A 15,648-nucleotide genomic window follows, 5' to 3' on the forward strand; every position below is an offset into this window, starting at 1 on the left:
TCGAATTTATTGATTGGCAACTTGCGGACATTCATAAAAATAATTCGGATTATATTTGGCATAAATTAATAAATTTCCCGTTTTTTGTTCTATTTTAAAAACTTTTAAACAATCATGTCAACAAATACAAAATAATTGACTAACATCAATTCTTACAATTTGTAAGCTATATCAACCAATATTTTGCCATATCTGAAAAATAGAACTATTATTTTGATAAATAAAACAACACATTCGTAGCATATAGAAAGAATTGACTTATATCAAGAAGGCAGCATACAGGAAAGACGGATTCTTGATTTTATAACATTATTTCATTATGCTTAATAGGCATTTCACCCATATTTTTACTATAAAAATCATAAAATATTGACGATTACCGGCCAAATTAAATAATAAACATTAAAAAAATTATGTTCCATTTGTATTATTGCATACATATTGTGTATCTTTGCACCCGAATCAAAAATACATTTAAATTATGAAGATGAAAAAAGAATACGTTTCACCCTCAATTCAAGTGTTACAGATAGAGTCGGAGAACATCCTTAGCGGAAGCAATTTCAATGGCATGGATGGATTACCTTCTGATCCAAGAAACTCATATTTTGATGAAGACGAAGAGTATTAACAATACAAATAAGCATTATTATTTAATCAGATAGGACCGTTACATCAGATAACGGTTTTATTTTGTCTGAAACATTGCTCCATAAAGACAAAATCTGTTGGCAGCAAAAACAGCAACAGCGTTTACAATTATAATATTACAGGATAACAGCAATTTAAGAAATTAATCACCGACATGAAGAAGACTATTATTGCGGTTGCGTGCATCATTGCAGGCTGCACGACAAAGGCTAAGGCAAACACGGCCGACAGCGTCAACACATTCCGCTCTGTCAACCTGCAGGAGGTTGTTGTGTCTGTGAACAGAGAGCAGACACGCAAAATCAACACTCCGCAGCACGTTGTGAGCGTGCCGAAGAGCTTTATCGACTATGCCAACAGGCAGTCGACTGCAGACCTGCTCAGCGAAACGGGACAGGTGCTCGTGCAGAAGAGCCAGCAGGGCGGCGGAAGCCCTATCCTGAGAGGATTTGAGGCATCGAGAATACTGCTCGTTGTCGACGGCATAAGGATGAACAACCTTATATATAGAAGCGGACACTTGCAGAACTGCCTCACCGTTGACCAGTTTGCGCTGAAGAACATGGAGGTGCTTTTCGGTCCGTCGTCGCTCAACTACGGCTCTGACGCCCTTGGCGGAACCATTACTTTCAACACGCTCTCGCCTACCCTTGCCGCCGACGGACAGACACATACAAGCGAAGGACATGCAGTGCTTAGGTATGGCAGCGCAAATCAGGAAGGCACGGCGCACGTTGACTTCAACTACGGAACGGAGAAGTTTGCGTCGCTCACGTCGTTCACGTTCAGCAACTTCGGCGACCTGCGTGCCGGAACAACGCGCAACCCCTTCCTGCCAGACGACGACAGCTACATTGAGAGCAACATATACGTACAGCCGCAGGACGGCAAGAACGACATAATGCTGTATAACGACAAGCCGCAGCTGCAGAAGCGCTCGGGCTACCTTCAGTATGACTTCATGCAGAAGCTGCTCTACAAGCCCAACGCCAACAGCCAGCACATGATTAATTTTCAGCTGTCTAACACCAACAACTTCAACCGCTACGACCGTCTTAGCGTAACAGAGGTGAAGGACGGCGAGCTGCGCCCCAAGTTTGCAGAGTGGTACTACGGACCGCAGTTCCGACTCCTCGCTGCTTACCATTACGACGGACGCAACCAGCTCGGAGCCGACAGAGTGCACATGGCCGTGGCATATCAGAACGTGAAGGAGAGCCGCCACGACCGAAAGTTCCAGAAGGAGGAGCTTTACAACAACTGGGAGAACGTGAACATCGTGTCGCTCAACACCGACTGGATTAAGTTTATGGACAACCACAAGCTGCATCTCGGAATAGACGGAACGCTGAGCTTCCTCAAGTCTACCGCCAATACCGAGAACGTGCTGACAGGCGAAACATCATACAACACCACACGCTATCCCGACGGAAGCAACAGCATGCACACCATCGAGGCATTTGCCACACACGTGTGGAACATCAGTCCGAAGTGGAGCATGCACGACGGAGTGCGCCTCGGCTATGCCACCACTTATTCGAGCGTGCTCAACGTTGACGAGTTCCCCTTCTTCGGCGGCGACAGTCAGCGCAAGAACAACCTTACATACAGCGCGGCGATAGGCATGAACTGGCTGCCCACAAAGACATGGAAGATAGCCCTCTCTGCATCGACTGCTTACCGCGTGCCCAACATCGACAACACATCTAAGGTGTTCGACTCTAAGGTAAGCACCGTTACAATACCCAACAAGGACATCAGACCGGAGAAGACCGTGTCGGTTGACCTCAACATAACAAAGCACATCGACAACGTGCTGACATGGGAGAACGTTGTATACGGCACTTATTACTTCGACGCCATAACCACGGCTCGCGGCACATTCATGGGCGAAAGCCAGATGGAATATCAGGGCGAGATGTGCGACGTCTACACATACTCCAACGCCAAGACGGCTGTATTGTGGGGCTTTTCGTCGAGCCTGACCGCCACACCGACAAGACAGACCGAGCTTTATGCCTCGTTCAACTATACCTACGGCCGCATTCTGAGCGGCGAAAAGAAGCAGCCGCTCGACCACATTCCGCCAATCTACGGACGCGTGGGAGCAGCATTGCTGACCGCCGACGGCAAGGGACGCTTCGACATGTACGCCCTCTACAACGGCAAGAAGTCGGTTGACGACTACAACATGGACGGCGAGGACAACATCGACTACGCCACCGTGAAAGGTGCCGACGGCGAAGGCATGCCGGCATGGTTCACCCTCAACGTAAAGGGCAGCTACAACCTTAACAAGAGTCTGACGCTGCAGGCCGGCGTTGAGAACATCCTCGACACCCAGTACCGCGTGTTCTCGTCGGGCATCAACGCTCCGGGACGCAACGTATATGCAGCCCTGAGAATGACATTCTGATGCATGCCATGCAAGACAACGGCTGCATAAGGCAGACGAAGCCGCATTAAGGCGGCCGCCCCGGCAGGAACGTAACAAAAAGAACAATGCCGACCGGGGCCACTAAAACTAATTTCCAATCGGCCATTAAGCCGCATAAGGTCTAACTATACGAGCAAGCCTATGCTTTCATCCGTTCAGGACGAAACAGCGATACGGCCGAAACAAAATGACCGATTTGGACCAAACAGAAAAATAGGGGTTAAACATAAAAAAGTTTTTTCAAAAAACTCGTCACTCGTCACATCTCGACATATCAACTTGATATACAGAGACATACGATGTGACGAGTTGTTTTTTCAACTCATCACACACCGCTTCTACACCATGTTTTTATCCTTTCCTGACTTAGGTTGACTTCAAGCTGGCATTCTCCTGATTAGAGTTGACTTCTGCATGGTGTGCATTCCTCATTTCGGTTGACCTAAAACAAATTCTGAAAGGTATCCTTTCATCATGCAAAAGGACACCTTTCAGAATACAATATATGGCCTTTTAGCTTGTAAAAGACCACATATCAGAAACCGGCTCTAAACATGCCTGTATGTAAGTATTATATTCCCGTCGTATTCCTTGCGGTCGCACAGCTCAGCCGAGGCAGGTATCTGCGGTGCGGCAGTGCCTCCGCCGACGGTGCGTGGCGATATTTCTACGCGCAGTTCATCCCAGCATCCGTCCTCGGCGAGGAAACTCCGGTGGGTTTCGGCTCCGCCTTCAACCAGCAGCGACTGAACGCCCTGACCGTAAAGCCATTTCATCAGCTGCGGCACAATGGGCTTGCTGAAGTCGGCTTCGGGCGCAAACGGCCTGTTGCGGTCGATTACTATGCGCATCGGGTCACGTCCCGCCCACAGTCTTACGTTAAGCTGCGGCTTGTCGCGCTCCGCCGTAACACGGCCCACGAGTATGGCGTCGTTCTCCGCCCTGAGCTTATGCACGAGCATCTTTGTGAATGGCGTTGACAATGCCACAGGCCTGAAGTTGTCATCGATAAAACCGTTTGCCGTCTGACACCATTTCAGCGTCACATAAGGACGGCTGTGAGTGTTGAACGTCATGAAACGGCTGTTCAGCTCAAGACATTCTTTCTCAAGCACACCCACCGTAACCTCTATGCCTGCGTCGCGCAACTTCTGTATGCCGCGGCCCTTCACCTTGGCAAAGGGGTCTACGCATCCTACCACCACGCGCCTTACGCCCTTGCTCACTATGAGGTCGGCGCACGGCGGCGTGCGGCCATAATGAGAGCATGGCTCGAGGCTAACATACATGGTCGACTTGCTGAGCAGTGCCCCGTCCTGCGGCTTCACCGACGCAAAGGCGTTCACTTCGGCGTGGCCTTCGCCGCATCTTATATGATATCCCTCGCCTATTATGCGGCCGTCTTCGCTCACAATAACAGCCCCCACCATAGGGTTGGGCCTTGCCGTAAGCTGTCCGCAGCGTGCCAGTTGAAGGCACCGGCGCATATACATTTTGTCTTTTTCAGTCTGTTCCATGCTGCAAATATACTTCAAGTGAACGAGAAACAGAAATTTACCGGCGCAAGATTCTTCCTTTACTTCACACCTGAGACACTGCAGGTTTATAAAAAAATCTTAAAAATACGGTTCTTCCTATACGACATAAGACCAAAAACGCTTATATTTGTAATATCATTTTGATATCATAATAAACTCTTATTTATAACCAAAAAAACACCTTATTTATGGAAAACAAGGAATTCATTTTCAAAGGTATGACACTCAACGGCATCGGCATGCTCGTTCTCAACCTGTTTCTCTACATTGCGTCGGTAGGTCTGATTGCTCTTTCGCCCACGATATTCAGTGGCGCCACGGCCATAGCTTCAGGCGTGGCAGGCGGCATACTGTTCATTGTCAATATCATCGTCAGCTGCGGTTTCGTAAAGGTTGAGCCGGGCGAGGCGCGCGTGATGATGTTCTTCGGAAAGTACCGCGGCACGTTCAACACTCCCGGTTACCACTGGATTAATCCGTTTATCACCACCAAAAAGCTGTCGATGCGCGCACGCAACCTCGACGCCGAACCAATAAAGGTGAACGACAAGACGGGCAACCCGGTGATGATCGGTATGGTGCTGGTGTGGAAACTGAAAGATACATACAAGGCAATGTTCGAGATTGACGCGCAGACCATGGCCGAGTCGAAGGCTGCCGGCGACGCTGCCGCTGCAAGTGCAAAGACAGCCAACATAATGAACGCTTTCGAGAAGTTTGTGCGCATACAGGCTGACGCCGCCCTGCGACAGGTGGCCGGACAGTATGCCTACGACGACGGCGAGCAGGACAACGGCGAACTGACTCTGCGCGACGGCAGCGACGAGATAAACAAGGAACTTGAGGCAAAGATTGACGAGCGCCTGGCCATGGCCGGAATTGAGGTCATAGAGGCCCGCATCAACTATCTTGCCTACGCTCCCGAGATTGCGGCCGTTATGCTGCGCCGCCAGCAGGCCACGGCAGTTATTGCCGCACGCGAGAAGATTGTGGAGGGTGCCGTGTCGATGGTGAAGATGGCTCTCGACAAGCTTTCGGACGAGGAGATAGTGGAACTCGACGAGGAGAAGAAGGCAGCCATGGTGAGCAACCTGCTCGTTGTGCTCTGCGGCGACGATACGGCACAGCCCGTAATCAACACCGGAACGCTGAACCACTGATACAATTCATAATTCACAATTAAGAATTCATAATTGGGAGCGCGCTGTCATGCCGACGGCATAGCTCCCATAACTCCCATATCTCCCACAACACCCATCCCATGCTAAAGAAGAAAAGCAAGAAACAACTAATGGAATTCAGCCGTTCGCCAAAGCTGTCGGGCAAGGTCAACGTGTGTGTCGGTCTGCCGCTGACAGCCCTTTGGCTGCTGCGCTGCTGGAAGATTGACTGTTGGTATAACGGCACAACGATATTTTCATACATCGTACTCCTACTGATGGTGGGCACGGGCATCTACCGCTGGGCATTCCGCAAGGGTGCCATAAGCGACACGGTTACGCTCGGAGGCTTCAGCAACCGCATGTACCTGCGCTACAGACAACTGTATATGCCAGTGGGCATTGGGGCAGGCTTTCTGCTGATATTTGTCTTCACGACGCTACTAACACTCATAGGCGACGGCATTGACGGACTTACCATCCAGAGATTATCTGAAGAACTGGCCACTTTCGGTTGGATGTTTATCCTGGTTTTGTATAAAGTTCTGAAGTCATACATCGACTTCTACGAATATTACCGCTCACCCGAAGCATCGCGGAAGAAGGTCGACTGATATTGATTATACGGCAAACAAAGAGGAATGAAACATGATTAAACAATATCTAAGCAGCATAAGCATAACGAAATACAGCTGCAGCGCAAGGCTTTATGGCAAAATACATATCGGCATAGGACTGCTCGTTGTGCTGTTCATCATTGCATGTATGGCCATTGAAGGAATGCCGGAGCCGATGATTTTGATTATTATGAGTCTGATAGCCATAGGCATCTTAGGCTATGGGGCTTATTTCACATGGCTGCGCGGAAAGCCGCTGAAACGCGAGATTACGCTCGGCTCATGGCCCAACAGACTGTATCTGCGAAGCAGATGGCTGTTTATCACGGCAGGCATAATCACCAGCCTGGCAGGATATGTCGTCACTATAATGATTCTATCGCTGATTTCCAACGGCTATGAAGGCATGATTTCTGTGATGATAAAGAATATGAACGACTGGTTCGCACTGCTGATTCTGCTCATATACAAAGTGTTTCATTCTTACATGAGCTATTATCTGTACTACCGCTCGCCCGAATACAGGGCTTCGCTGAACAAAGATAAAGACACAATACGGGCATAAACGGCAGCAAGCCGTAAGGCCGCCGGACGCAAACCCGCAAACATAGAAGATGAAGAAAGACAACAACACCAAGAGCTTTGTCCTGCGTGTGGACTCAGAGACGATGGCAGCCATAGAGAAATGGGCTGCCGACGAGTTTCGTTCCACCAACGGACAGCTGCAATGGATAATATCGGAGGCGCTGCGCAAGAGCGGACGACTGCCGAAGAAAAAGCGCGCACGCAAAGATGAAGGAAAGGAGAATGAAGAATGACATACCGTGAACTGTGGCGCACACTCGAACCGCTGTATGGCAACGGTGAGGCGCGTGCCATTACCGACTATGTGCTAGATGTCTGCTTCGGACTGTCGAAGGCCGACATCCTGTGCGGAGCCGTTGAAGAGATGACGGCAGAAAAGACTGCAGAACTGAACAAGATATTCGGGCGTCTGACTGAGGGCGAGCCTGTGCAGTATGTGCTCGGGCGCGCCGAATTCTGCGGGCGCTGGTTCAGTGTCCGCCCCGGTGTGCTCATACCCCGCCCCGAGACCGAGGAGCTTTGCGCGTGGATAACAGCCGACAGCAAGGCTTCGGCCAGCCCGAAGGTGCTCGACATCGGCACGGGAAGCGGCTGCATAGCCATAACGCTGCAGCTCGACATGCCGGAAAGTAAGGTTACGGCGTGGGACATTTCAGCCGATGCGCTCGACGTGGCACGCGAGAACGCACAACAACTAGGCGCCAACGTAAACTTCGTAAAGCTGGATGCGCTCAACGCAAAGCCTGAAGGCGAATGGGACGTGATAGTGAGCAATCCGCCATATATCTGCGAAAAAGAGAAGAAGGACATGGCCGTCAACGTGCTGGAACATGAGCCTCACACGGCCCTATTCGTGCCCGACGCCGACCCGCTGCTGTTCTACCGCGCCATAACGCGCCTTGCGGTGCAGACGCTTAGCAAGGGCGGACGGCTGTATTTTGAGATTAACCCGATATATGCCGACGACACTTGCCATATGATGCGAGCCGAAGGCATGACGGCAGTAGAGCTGCGAAGCGACATGTACGGCAAACAACGCATGGCAAAGGGCGTAAAGGCATAACGACAAAACAGAGCAAACAGACAACACGGCAACATACACATAGCCGGCAGTGCCGGCACAACATGACAAAGAGATGAAACAGATAACAGAACAGGAGGCATTCTTCAAGCTGTCGGCCATGTGCGCCGCAGCAGAGCACTGCCGCCACGAGATGAGCGAGAAGATGGCGCGCTGGCAGCTGCCCGACGACATGCAGGAACGCATAATGCAGCGGCTTGTTGACGAAAAGTATATCGACGAGGAGCGCTACTGCCGCTTCTTCGTGCGCGACAAGATACGATACAACAAATGGGGACGCCGAAAGGTGGAACAGGCGCTGATGATGAAGCGCATACCACGCGACATAATATCAGGCGCGCTCGGTGAGGTTGACGCCGAAGAATACATCGCCGTGCTGCGCCCCCTGCTGCAGAGCAAGCGCAAGACGATAAAGGCGGCAAGCGAATATGAGCTTAACGCCAAACTGATAAGGTTTGCCATGGGCCGCGGCTTCGACATGGACATAATAAGAGAGTGTCTCGACTGTGAGGAGTTTTAAGCCACACCGTCCGCCACGATATGGCTTCACGGTATGCCAATGGCCATGATACGTGTTGGAAATATGGCTCACAGAAAGTGTTATATGTGCAATCCTGCATGCCATGAGCGGAGATTAAGGCATACGGAAAACGGTAAAAAGTCAGGACAAAATTATTTTTCAATCCAGAAAAACAAAGTATAATGTATGTTAACAGACATACGTTATACCATGCGACAAATTAACCTTTCTTTACTTTCCGGCTGTTTTTAGCCGCCGAAACTTATGATTTCGGCAGCCAAAAGCATGCCTTTCAGCATGCAAAAGGCATGTTTTCGCACTGTAAAAGGGCACCTTTTGCAGCGCAAACAGCCGTATAACGGCAAGCAGAAAACCGCAAGGCGGCACGCAACCGGCGTAAATCACGGCATATCAACACATTACACAAAACGTTCATTTTTCGCCATTTTTACGGCAAAACCACGCTGCAGCGGAGAGCACCGCTGCTCTGAGAGCGTCAAACGGACGGCGAACGGTAAAATTATTTTACACATCACATCAAGCCGCAGCATAACCACAGGCGCATAACCGGCCTGCGCCCTGACGCCCGAACGCCATGGCCGGCGGCAACATCAGAGCGTATTTTGTATGCCGTGCGGCAGATTTCGGCTCACGCGGCAAACGGTTTGCCCTTATTTTTTATTGTTCATGCCGCGTATAGTTCTTATTTTCAAACAAATTGCTTACCTTTGCAAAGCAAAAAGATGAAAGAGAAATAACAAACTAAAGAAATGAATATAGCAGGTGAGATTAGCAGCAGCGTGATAAAGGCCGTGAAGGAGCTTTACGGAGCCGACATCACAGAGAACATGGTTCAGCTGCAGAAGACAAAACGCGAGTTTGAGGGTAGCCTTACCCTGGTGGTTTTTCCGTTCTTAAAGATATCAAGACAGAAGCCCGAAGCTACGGCCGAGGCCATTGGCAACTGGCTGGTTGAAAACTGCGAGCACGTTGAGCGCTTCAACGTGGTCAAGGGATTTCTTAACCTCGTGCTGGCACAGCAGTCATGGATCAAGCTGCTCAACGCCATCAGCGCCGACGAGCACTACGGCGAGCGCAAGGCAGGAGCCGACGCTCCGCTGGTGATGATAGAATACTCATCGCCCAACACCAACAAGCCGCTCCACCTGGGACACGTGCGCAACAACCTGCTGGGCTGGAGCCTTGCGCAGATTATGGAGGCCAACGGCAACCGCGTTGTCAAGACCAACATCGTGAACGACCGCGGAATACACATCTGCAAGTCGATGCTGGCATGGCTGAAATGGGGCAACGGCGAGACACCCGAGACAAGCGGCAAGAAGGGCGACCACCTGATTGGCGACTACTATGTGGCCTTCGACAAGCACTACCGCGAGGAGGTTAAGGAGCTTGAGGCTAAGTTTAAGGCTGAGGGCATGACCGACGAGGAGGCCGAAAAGAAGGCAAAGGACGAGGCTCCGCTGATAAAGGAGGCTCACGACATGCTCGTGAAATGGGAAGCCAACGACCCCGAGGTGCGCGCACTGTGGGAGAAGATGAACTCATGGGTTTACGCCGGATTCGACGAGACTTACAAGGCTCTGGGCGTAGGCTTCGACAAGATATACTATGAGTCGCAGACTTATCTGAAGGGAAAGGCAAAGGTGGAGGAAGGACTCAAGAAGGGACTCTTCTTCCGCAAGGACGACAACAGCGTATGGGCTGACCTCTCTGACGAGGGCCTCGACCAGAAACTGCTGCTCCGCTCTGACGGCACATCGGTGTATATGACTCAGGACATCGGTACGGCAGAGATGCGCTTCAACGACTATCCTATCGACAAGATGATATATGTTGTGGGCAACGAGCAGAACTATCACTTCCAGGTGCTGTCAATATTGCTCGACCGCCTCGGCTTCAAGTGGGGCAAGGAGCTTGTCCACTTCTCTTACGGCATGGTGGAATTGCCTAACGGCAAGATGAAGAGCCGCGAGGGAACGGTGGTTGACGCCGACGACCTGATAGCAGCGATGATAGACGACGCACGCCGCACAAGCGAAGAGCTGGGCAAGTTTGCCGACATGAGCGACGAGGAGCGTGCCGAGGTTTCGCGCATGGTAGGTATGGGTGCGCTCAAATACTTCATCCTGAAGGTTGACGCCCGCAAGAACATGCTGTTCAATCCTGAAGAGTCAATCGACTTCAACGGCAACACAGGTCCGTTCATTCAGTACACTTACGCCCGCATACGCAGCATCCTGCGCAAGGCCGAGGCTCAGGGCATAGCAGTGCCCGAGGCATTCAGCGGCAACGTAAACCTGAGCGTCAAGGAGACAGAACTGATACAGAAGATGAACGAATATGAGGCTGCCGTGCGCCAGGCCGGCATCGACTACAGCCCGAGCGGCATAGCCAACTACTGCTACGAGCTGACCAAGGAGTTCAACCAGTTCTATCATGACTTCAGCATCCTCGGCGCCGACACTGACGACGAGAAGGCTCTGCGCCTGCTCATCGCCAAGAACGTGGCCAAGACTCTGAAGAACGGCATGCGCCTGCTCGGAATCGAAATGCCGGAACGAATGTAATAATTGTTGAGGAGTTAGAGTAGTTAAAGTAGTTATCGCTCACGGTGTGAGCTTAGTAGTTAAAGTCAAATGCCTTCAAGGCGTGATTTTAGTTTTGTTCAACTGCTCTAACTCCTTTATCTTTCATGATATCAACTTATCTTATTTCATCAGCCAAGGTGCTCAATATAAACTGCTCCACAAAATACCAGTTATTATGAATTATGAATTAACTAACTGTAATCCTCCAGATTATCGTAATGACACAGTACTGCCTCTTCCTATGGAAGTTAAGGCTGACGCATGGGCTGTTGACGCGGCATGCAGCGGCAATCCGGGACAGATGGAGTACAGGGGCATCGACCTTACTACGGGCGCTGTGGTGTTTCATTACGGTCCGGTGTTCGGAACAAACAACATTGGCGAATTCCTTGCCATCGTGCATGCACTGGCACTTATGGAGCAGAAAGGCATCAAGAAGACTATATACAGCGACAGCTTCACGGCCATAACATGGATAAGGAAGATGCAGTGCAAGACAAAACTGGAGCGCACGGCCAAGACCGCACAGCTGTATAACGTCATAGCAAGAGCCGAAAACTGGCTGCGCACGCACACGTTCCGCACGGAACTCATCCAGTGGGACACGCGCAAATGGGGAGACATTCCGGCCGACTTCGGACGAAAATAAGCATTTCAGCCGTAAAGTCATTATCGCAGTGCCGTCTTTATTCCGTTTACGGTTTTTATTAACATAAAACGATAACATCATGAACCCTTACACACAATGCGCCCTGCTCTCGGCCTCAACGTTGAGAATGTTGCCGCACATACTGCTATATCTGCGCTTCAGGAAGACCATTGACGCCGACCTAGAGCCTTACGGAGAAGGCAAGGGCGGCATACTTACCTTTATTAAGGTGTGCACACGGCAGAAGGTGTTCCGCAACTTGTTTTATTATCGCCTTGGCGAATACCGCTCCGTGTTCATCAAGTGGCTCATGCCCGAGGACAAGTCGCTCCACATAACATGCCCATCGATAGGCGAAGGATGCCATCTAGAGCATTCATATTCAACCTATCTCAACGCCGACAGCATAGGCCGCAACTTCTATTGTCTGCACCTAGTTACGCTCGGCAACGGCAAGGACGGACGCCCCACCATTGGCGACAACGTGAGCATATACACAGGTTCGATGGTGTTCGGCAAGGTAAGGATAGGCAACAACGTCAGGATTGGCGCCGCCACAGTTATATATAAGGATGTGCCCGACAACTGCACCGTGGTGGGCAATCCGGCCGTTATAGTAAGGAAGGACGGCAAGAAAGTGAATATTCCATTATAACAAAATATCAACAAGACACATGACCGAATTTGAGAAAATGCGCAGCAGCCAGCTCTACAACTTCTCCGACCCGGAGATATTCAAGAGTCTTGACCACGCAAAGAAGCTGTGTGCCAGGCTGCAGACAGTCACCATAACAGACGACTGCTACCGTGAGATGATTGAAGACCTCATACCCGGCATACCGGAGGACAGCGTGGTGTGCCCGCCGTTCCACTGCGACCACGGCAACGGCATAACCATGGGGCGCAACGTGTTCGTAAACTACAACTGCGTGATGCTCGACGGAGGCCGCATTACCATAGGCGACAACGTGCTTATAGGCCCCAACTGCCAGATATACACGCCGCAGCATCCGATGGACTACGTGCCGCGCCGCGGTACGATAGAGACCGCCTACCCCGTAACCATAGGCGAGGACACATGGCTCTGCGGCAGTGTTATCGTGTGTCCGGGCGTAACGATAGGCAAGCGCTGCATCATTGCTGCCGGCAGCGTGGTTACTAAAGACATACCCGACGACTCGCTCGCGGCAGGCAATCCGGCAGTGGTAAAGCGCCGCCCGGTGGTTGACAAATAAGCCATGCGCGGCTCATCTTCATCACTATACAACAACAAAGATTATTTTCTGATTATGAAACCAGTTGACAAGAAGTCTCTTCTCTTTGTGTGTCTCGGCAATATATGCCGCTCTCCGGCTGCCGAGGCAATACTGAAATATAAGCTCGAAGACAACAAGCGCCTGGCAGGACGCATTGAGGTAGACTCTGCCGGCATCGGTTCATGGCACGAAGGGCAGCTGCCCGACCGTCGCATGAGAACTCACGGGGCAAGCCGTGGATACGACCTGAGCAGCAGGGCAAGACAGATTAAGCCTGCCGACTTCAGCCGCTTCGACTATGTTTTCGCGATGGATCATCAGAACGTGGCCGACCTTAACCGCGTGGCACGCAACGACGACGACCGCAATAAGATAATGTGTACGGCCGACTTCATGACCCGTCATCCGCAATACGACACCGTGCCCGACCCCTATTACGGAGGCGATGCCGACTTCGAGCTGGCTCTCGACCTTATAGAAGATGCCTGCGACGGCATCATTGCATGGCTCGAGAAACAGATGTAATGCTCTGACAAGCAATGCCTAAGCCATAGCAAGACTGACAGCATACCCATTTATTATTAGCGCCGCATATACCTATTTACAGGTATATGCGGCGCTCTGTTTTCACACCCCAGCACACTTAACGCTGCCAAACATGGCTCATCGTGCCGTGCAAGGCATGAAAACAGGCCGGCCATCACCCTTTTTGGTGATTAGAGACGCACATTCATTTAATCTTATTTTACCGATTTTTAAGTATTGTAAACATTTCTACAAGCCATTACCTTTGCATCGAAAAATCAAAAAATAAGACATAAATGAACTTAACGGGAAAAACTTTTCTGACATGTGCCGCAGCCATTCTGTTCACTTCCGCACAGATGCAGGCACAACATTCGGCTGCCGACAGCGTGTATCAGCACGCAAAGGGCAACCGCCTGAGCATCGGCGGATATGGCGAGGTGGCACTGACGCGCAACTTCTACAGCGACAACGTTTATCGTTATTCTAACGCAAGCCAGTATAAGAATGATCCGAGCCACGGACGCTTCGACATTCCGCATGCCGTGATATACATAAGCTACGACTTCGGAAAGGGCTGGAGCATGTCGAGCGAGATTGAGTTTGAGCACGGCGGAGCAGGCGGTGCCGTTGAGAAAGAATTTGAAGAGGCCGGCGAATGGGAACAGGAAACCGAGAAAGGCGGCGAGGTGGAGCTGGAGCAGTTCTGGATTCAGAAGTCGTTCGCACGCTGGGCAAATATCCGTATCGGACACATAGTAGTGCCCGTAGGCCTCACCAACGCCCATCATGAGCCGCTCAACTTCTTTACAGTCTACCGCCCCGAAGGCGAATCTACCATTCTTCCATGCACATGGCACGACACAGGCATCAGCTTCTGGGGCCGCTCGGGAGACTTCCGTTATGAGCTGCAGTTCATCGCCGGACTAGACGCCTTCATGTTTGACCGCGACAACTGGGTGCAGAACGGTGCCGGTTCGCCATTCGAATTTAAGGTGGCCAACAAGTATGGCTTTGCCGCACGCATTGACAACTACACCATTCCGGGCCTGCGCATCGGTCTTAGCGGATACTACGGACAGTCGATGCACAACACCTATCCGCACGACATGGAAGGCGAAGGCAAGGCCAACGACAAGGTTAAGGGCAACGTATATATCGGAGCTTTCGACTTCACCTACTCGGGCCACAACTGGATTGTAAGAGGCAACGCCGACTACGGATACGTGAGCGACGCATCGAAGATAAGCGCCATAAAGCGCAACCTTGTGTCGAGCGGCGCGCCTTATAAGAAGTCGCCCGTGGGCAAGAATGCCGTAGCGGCAGGCATCGAAGCCGGATATGACATTTTCTCACAGATACCCAAACTCAGAAACAAGAACCAGAAGCTGTATGCCTTCGGCAGATATGAGTACTACGACTCATACATTCCTGCCGCCGACCAGGCCGACTACGAATATACCGACCGCAACCGCATGGCCGTAGGCCTCAACTACTACCCCGTTCCGCAGATTGTCGTGAAGGGCGAATACTCAAAGAGATTCCTCAAATCAAAATACAACGACGAGCCTTCGGTGTCGATAGGCGTGGCATATCAGGGATTCTTCCTGTAAGACGACGAAGCCGGACACCCTGAATGTATAGAAAAAACGATACAAGTATTAATATAAAAACAAAGTAAGCTATGGAAAAAATCTTTAAATTGCCCCTTGCACTCATGCTCGGAGCAGCAGTAATGTTTGGTTTTTCGTCATGCAGCGACGATGACGACATCGACGACGGCAGTGCGTTGACAGAGAAAGAAGCCTTCCTGAAAGAGGCGGCAGGCGTGTATGTAAACGACGTTGTATATTCAACATACGGAAGTCTGGCAGCAGAGACAAACAGCCTTTACGAACAGCTGTATGCCGTGAAGGAAAAGTTTAAGACAGACCCGAACTCGGTTACGCAGACAGAGATTGACAACATCTGCGCCACATTCCTGAGTGCGCGCGCCTATTGGGAAAAGAGCGAGGCATTC

The 15,648-nt window shown here is 50.9% G+C and carries 15 protein-coding genes and 1 pseudogene; 15 read left to right on the forward strand and 1 reads right to left on the reverse strand.

Translation table 11 applies throughout. The features are described 5' to 3' along the window. Positions 1–481: 481 nt before the first annotated feature. A complete protein-coding gene (locus QVO66_RS01995) occupies positions 482–631 on the forward strand; it encodes a hypothetical protein (RefSeq protein WP_021853708.1) in 150 nt (49 codons plus the stop codon). Positions 632–805: 174 nt separating this feature from the next. Next, positions 806–3,067 carry a TonB-dependent receptor gene (locus QVO66_RS02000; protein ID WP_021853709.1) on the forward strand — a complete coding sequence of 754 codons (2,262 nt, stop codon included), beginning with the start codon at positions 806–808 and terminating at the stop codon, positions 3,065–3,067. Positions 3,068–3,636: 569 nt separating this feature from the next. Here QVO66_RS02000 and ribD read toward each other — a convergent pair. After that, positions 3,637–4,605: a bifunctional diaminohydroxyphosphoribosylaminopyrimidine deaminase/5-amino-6-(5-phosphoribosylamino)uracil reductase RibD gene (gene ribD / locus QVO66_RS02005; RefSeq protein ID WP_288172448.1), complete on the reverse strand. Its 969-nt coding sequence runs from the start codon at positions 4,603–4,605 to the stop codon at positions 3,637–3,639. A 209-nt stretch (positions 4,606–4,814) separates the two neighbouring features. On the opposite strand from ribD, the gene QVO66_RS02010 reads away from it, so the two are divergent. From QVO66_RS02010 to QVO66_RS02070, 13 genes and pseudogenes are all read left to right on the forward strand, one after another. Continuing rightward, positions 4,815–5,786 (forward strand): SPFH domain-containing protein, encoded by a 972-nt coding sequence (locus QVO66_RS02010; protein WP_021853711.1) that lies wholly within the window; start codon positions 4,815–4,817, stop codon positions 5,784–5,786. Between the two features lie 101 nt (positions 5,787–5,887). Beyond that, positions 5,888–6,400: a hypothetical protein gene (locus QVO66_RS02015; RefSeq protein ID WP_288172449.1), complete on the forward strand. Its 513-nt coding sequence runs from the start codon at positions 5,888–5,890 to the stop codon at positions 6,398–6,400. 34 nt (positions 6,401–6,434) lie between these two features. After that, positions 6,435–6,968, forward strand: coding sequence for a hypothetical protein (locus tag QVO66_RS02020; RefSeq protein WP_021853713.1), 534 nt, complete (start codon positions 6,435–6,437; stop codon positions 6,966–6,968). A gap of 49 nt (positions 6,969–7,017) precedes the next feature. Then, positions 7,018–7,221 carry a hypothetical protein gene (locus tag QVO66_RS02025; RefSeq protein WP_021853714.1) on the forward strand — a complete coding sequence of 68 codons (204 nt, stop codon included), beginning with the start codon at positions 7,018–7,020 and terminating at the stop codon, positions 7,219–7,221. Continuing rightward, the gene (gene prmC / locus QVO66_RS02030) at positions 7,218–8,051 is read left to right on the forward strand and encodes a peptide chain release factor N(5)-glutamine methyltransferase (protein WP_021853715.1); all 834 of its coding nucleotides are present in this window, start codon (positions 7,218–7,220) and stop codon (positions 8,049–8,051) included. Before QVO66_RS02025 ends, prmC begins: the two co-directional genes overlap by 4 nt. 73 nt (positions 8,052–8,124) lie before the next feature. Continuing rightward, positions 8,125–8,589 carry a regulatory protein RecX gene (locus QVO66_RS02035; RefSeq protein ID WP_021853716.1) on the forward strand — a complete coding sequence of 155 codons (465 nt, stop codon included), beginning with the start codon at positions 8,125–8,127 and terminating at the stop codon, positions 8,587–8,589. Positions 8,590–9,359: 770 nt separating this feature from the next. Continuing rightward, positions 9,360–11,177 (forward strand): arginine--tRNA ligase, encoded by a 1,818-nt coding sequence (argS, locus tag QVO66_RS02040; protein ID WP_021853717.1) that lies wholly within the window; start codon positions 9,360–9,362, stop codon positions 11,175–11,177. Positions 11,178–11,373: 196 nt separating this feature from the next. Continuing rightward, entirely contained in the window at positions 11,374–11,847 is a 474-nt protein-coding gene (locus QVO66_RS02045; RefSeq protein ID WP_021853718.1) for an RNase H family protein, read from the forward strand. A 79-nt stretch (positions 11,848–11,926) separates the two neighbouring features. Next, the gene (locus tag QVO66_RS02050; protein ID WP_021853719.1) at positions 11,927–12,502 is read left to right on the forward strand and encodes a serine acetyltransferase; all 576 of its coding nucleotides are present in this window, start codon (positions 11,927–11,929) and stop codon (positions 12,500–12,502) included. 19 nt (positions 12,503–12,521) lie between these two features. After that, on the forward strand, positions 12,522–13,082 hold the full coding sequence (locus tag QVO66_RS02055) for a sugar O-acetyltransferase (protein ID WP_021853720.1): 561 nt from the start codon (positions 12,522–12,524) through the stop codon (positions 13,080–13,082). A gap of 54 nt (positions 13,083–13,136) precedes the next feature. Then, entirely contained in the window at positions 13,137–13,628 is a 492-nt protein-coding gene (locus QVO66_RS02060; protein WP_021853721.1) for a low molecular weight protein-tyrosine-phosphatase, read from the forward strand. Positions 13,629–13,987: 359 nt separating this feature from the next. After that, complete coding sequence (locus QVO66_RS02065; protein WP_239684892.1) at positions 13,988–15,241, forward strand: hypothetical protein; 1,254 nt, start codon at positions 13,988–13,990, stop codon at positions 15,239–15,241. A gap of 71 nt (positions 15,242–15,312) precedes the next feature. Beyond that, a pseudogene (locus QVO66_RS02070) lies at positions 15,313–15,648 on the forward strand (imelysin family protein); the annotation flags it as partial.

Origin of the sequence: Prevotella sp. CAG:255 (assembly GCF_000431195.1) — a bacterium.
Classification (GTDB): domain Bacteria; phylum Bacteroidota; class Bacteroidia; order Bacteroidales; family Bacteroidaceae; genus Prevotella; species Prevotella rara.

Coding starts and splice junctions, on each gene's coding strand:
- QVO66_RS01995 (WP_021853708.1), top strand. CDS start 482: ATGAAGATGAAAAAAGAATACGTTTCACCCTCAATTCAAGTGTTACAG.
- QVO66_RS02000 (WP_021853709.1), top strand. CDS start 806: ATGAAGAAGACTATTATTGCGGTTGCGTGCATCATTGCAGGCTGCACG.
- ribD (WP_288172448.1), bottom strand. CDS start 4,605: ATGGAACAGACTGAAAAAGACAAAATGTATATGCGCCGGTGCCTTCAA.
- QVO66_RS02010 (WP_021853711.1), top strand. CDS start 4,815: ATGGAAAACAAGGAATTCATTTTCAAAGGTATGACACTCAACGGCATC.
- QVO66_RS02015 (WP_288172449.1), top strand. CDS start 5,888: ATGCTAAAGAAGAAAAGCAAGAAACAACTAATGGAATTCAGCCGTTCG.
- QVO66_RS02020 (WP_021853713.1), top strand. CDS start 6,435: ATGATTAAACAATATCTAAGCAGCATAAGCATAACGAAATACAGCTGC.
- QVO66_RS02025 (WP_021853714.1), top strand. CDS start 7,018: ATGAAGAAAGACAACAACACCAAGAGCTTTGTCCTGCGTGTGGACTCA.
- prmC (WP_021853715.1), top strand. CDS start 7,218: ATGACATACCGTGAACTGTGGCGCACACTCGAACCGCTGTATGGCAAC.
- QVO66_RS02035 (WP_021853716.1), top strand. CDS start 8,125: ATGAAACAGATAACAGAACAGGAGGCATTCTTCAAGCTGTCGGCCATG.
- argS (WP_021853717.1), top strand. CDS start 9,360: ATGAATATAGCAGGTGAGATTAGCAGCAGCGTGATAAAGGCCGTGAAG.
- QVO66_RS02045 (WP_021853718.1), top strand. CDS start 11,374: ATGAATTATGAATTAACTAACTGTAATCCTCCAGATTATCGTAATGAC.
- QVO66_RS02050 (WP_021853719.1), top strand. CDS start 11,927: ATGAACCCTTACACACAATGCGCCCTGCTCTCGGCCTCAACGTTGAGA.
- QVO66_RS02055 (WP_021853720.1), top strand. CDS start 12,522: ATGACCGAATTTGAGAAAATGCGCAGCAGCCAGCTCTACAACTTCTCC.
- QVO66_RS02060 (WP_021853721.1), top strand. CDS start 13,137: ATGAAACCAGTTGACAAGAAGTCTCTTCTCTTTGTGTGTCTCGGCAAT.
- QVO66_RS02065 (WP_239684892.1), top strand. CDS start 13,988: ATGCAGGCACAACATTCGGCTGCCGACAGCGTGTATCAGCACGCAAAG.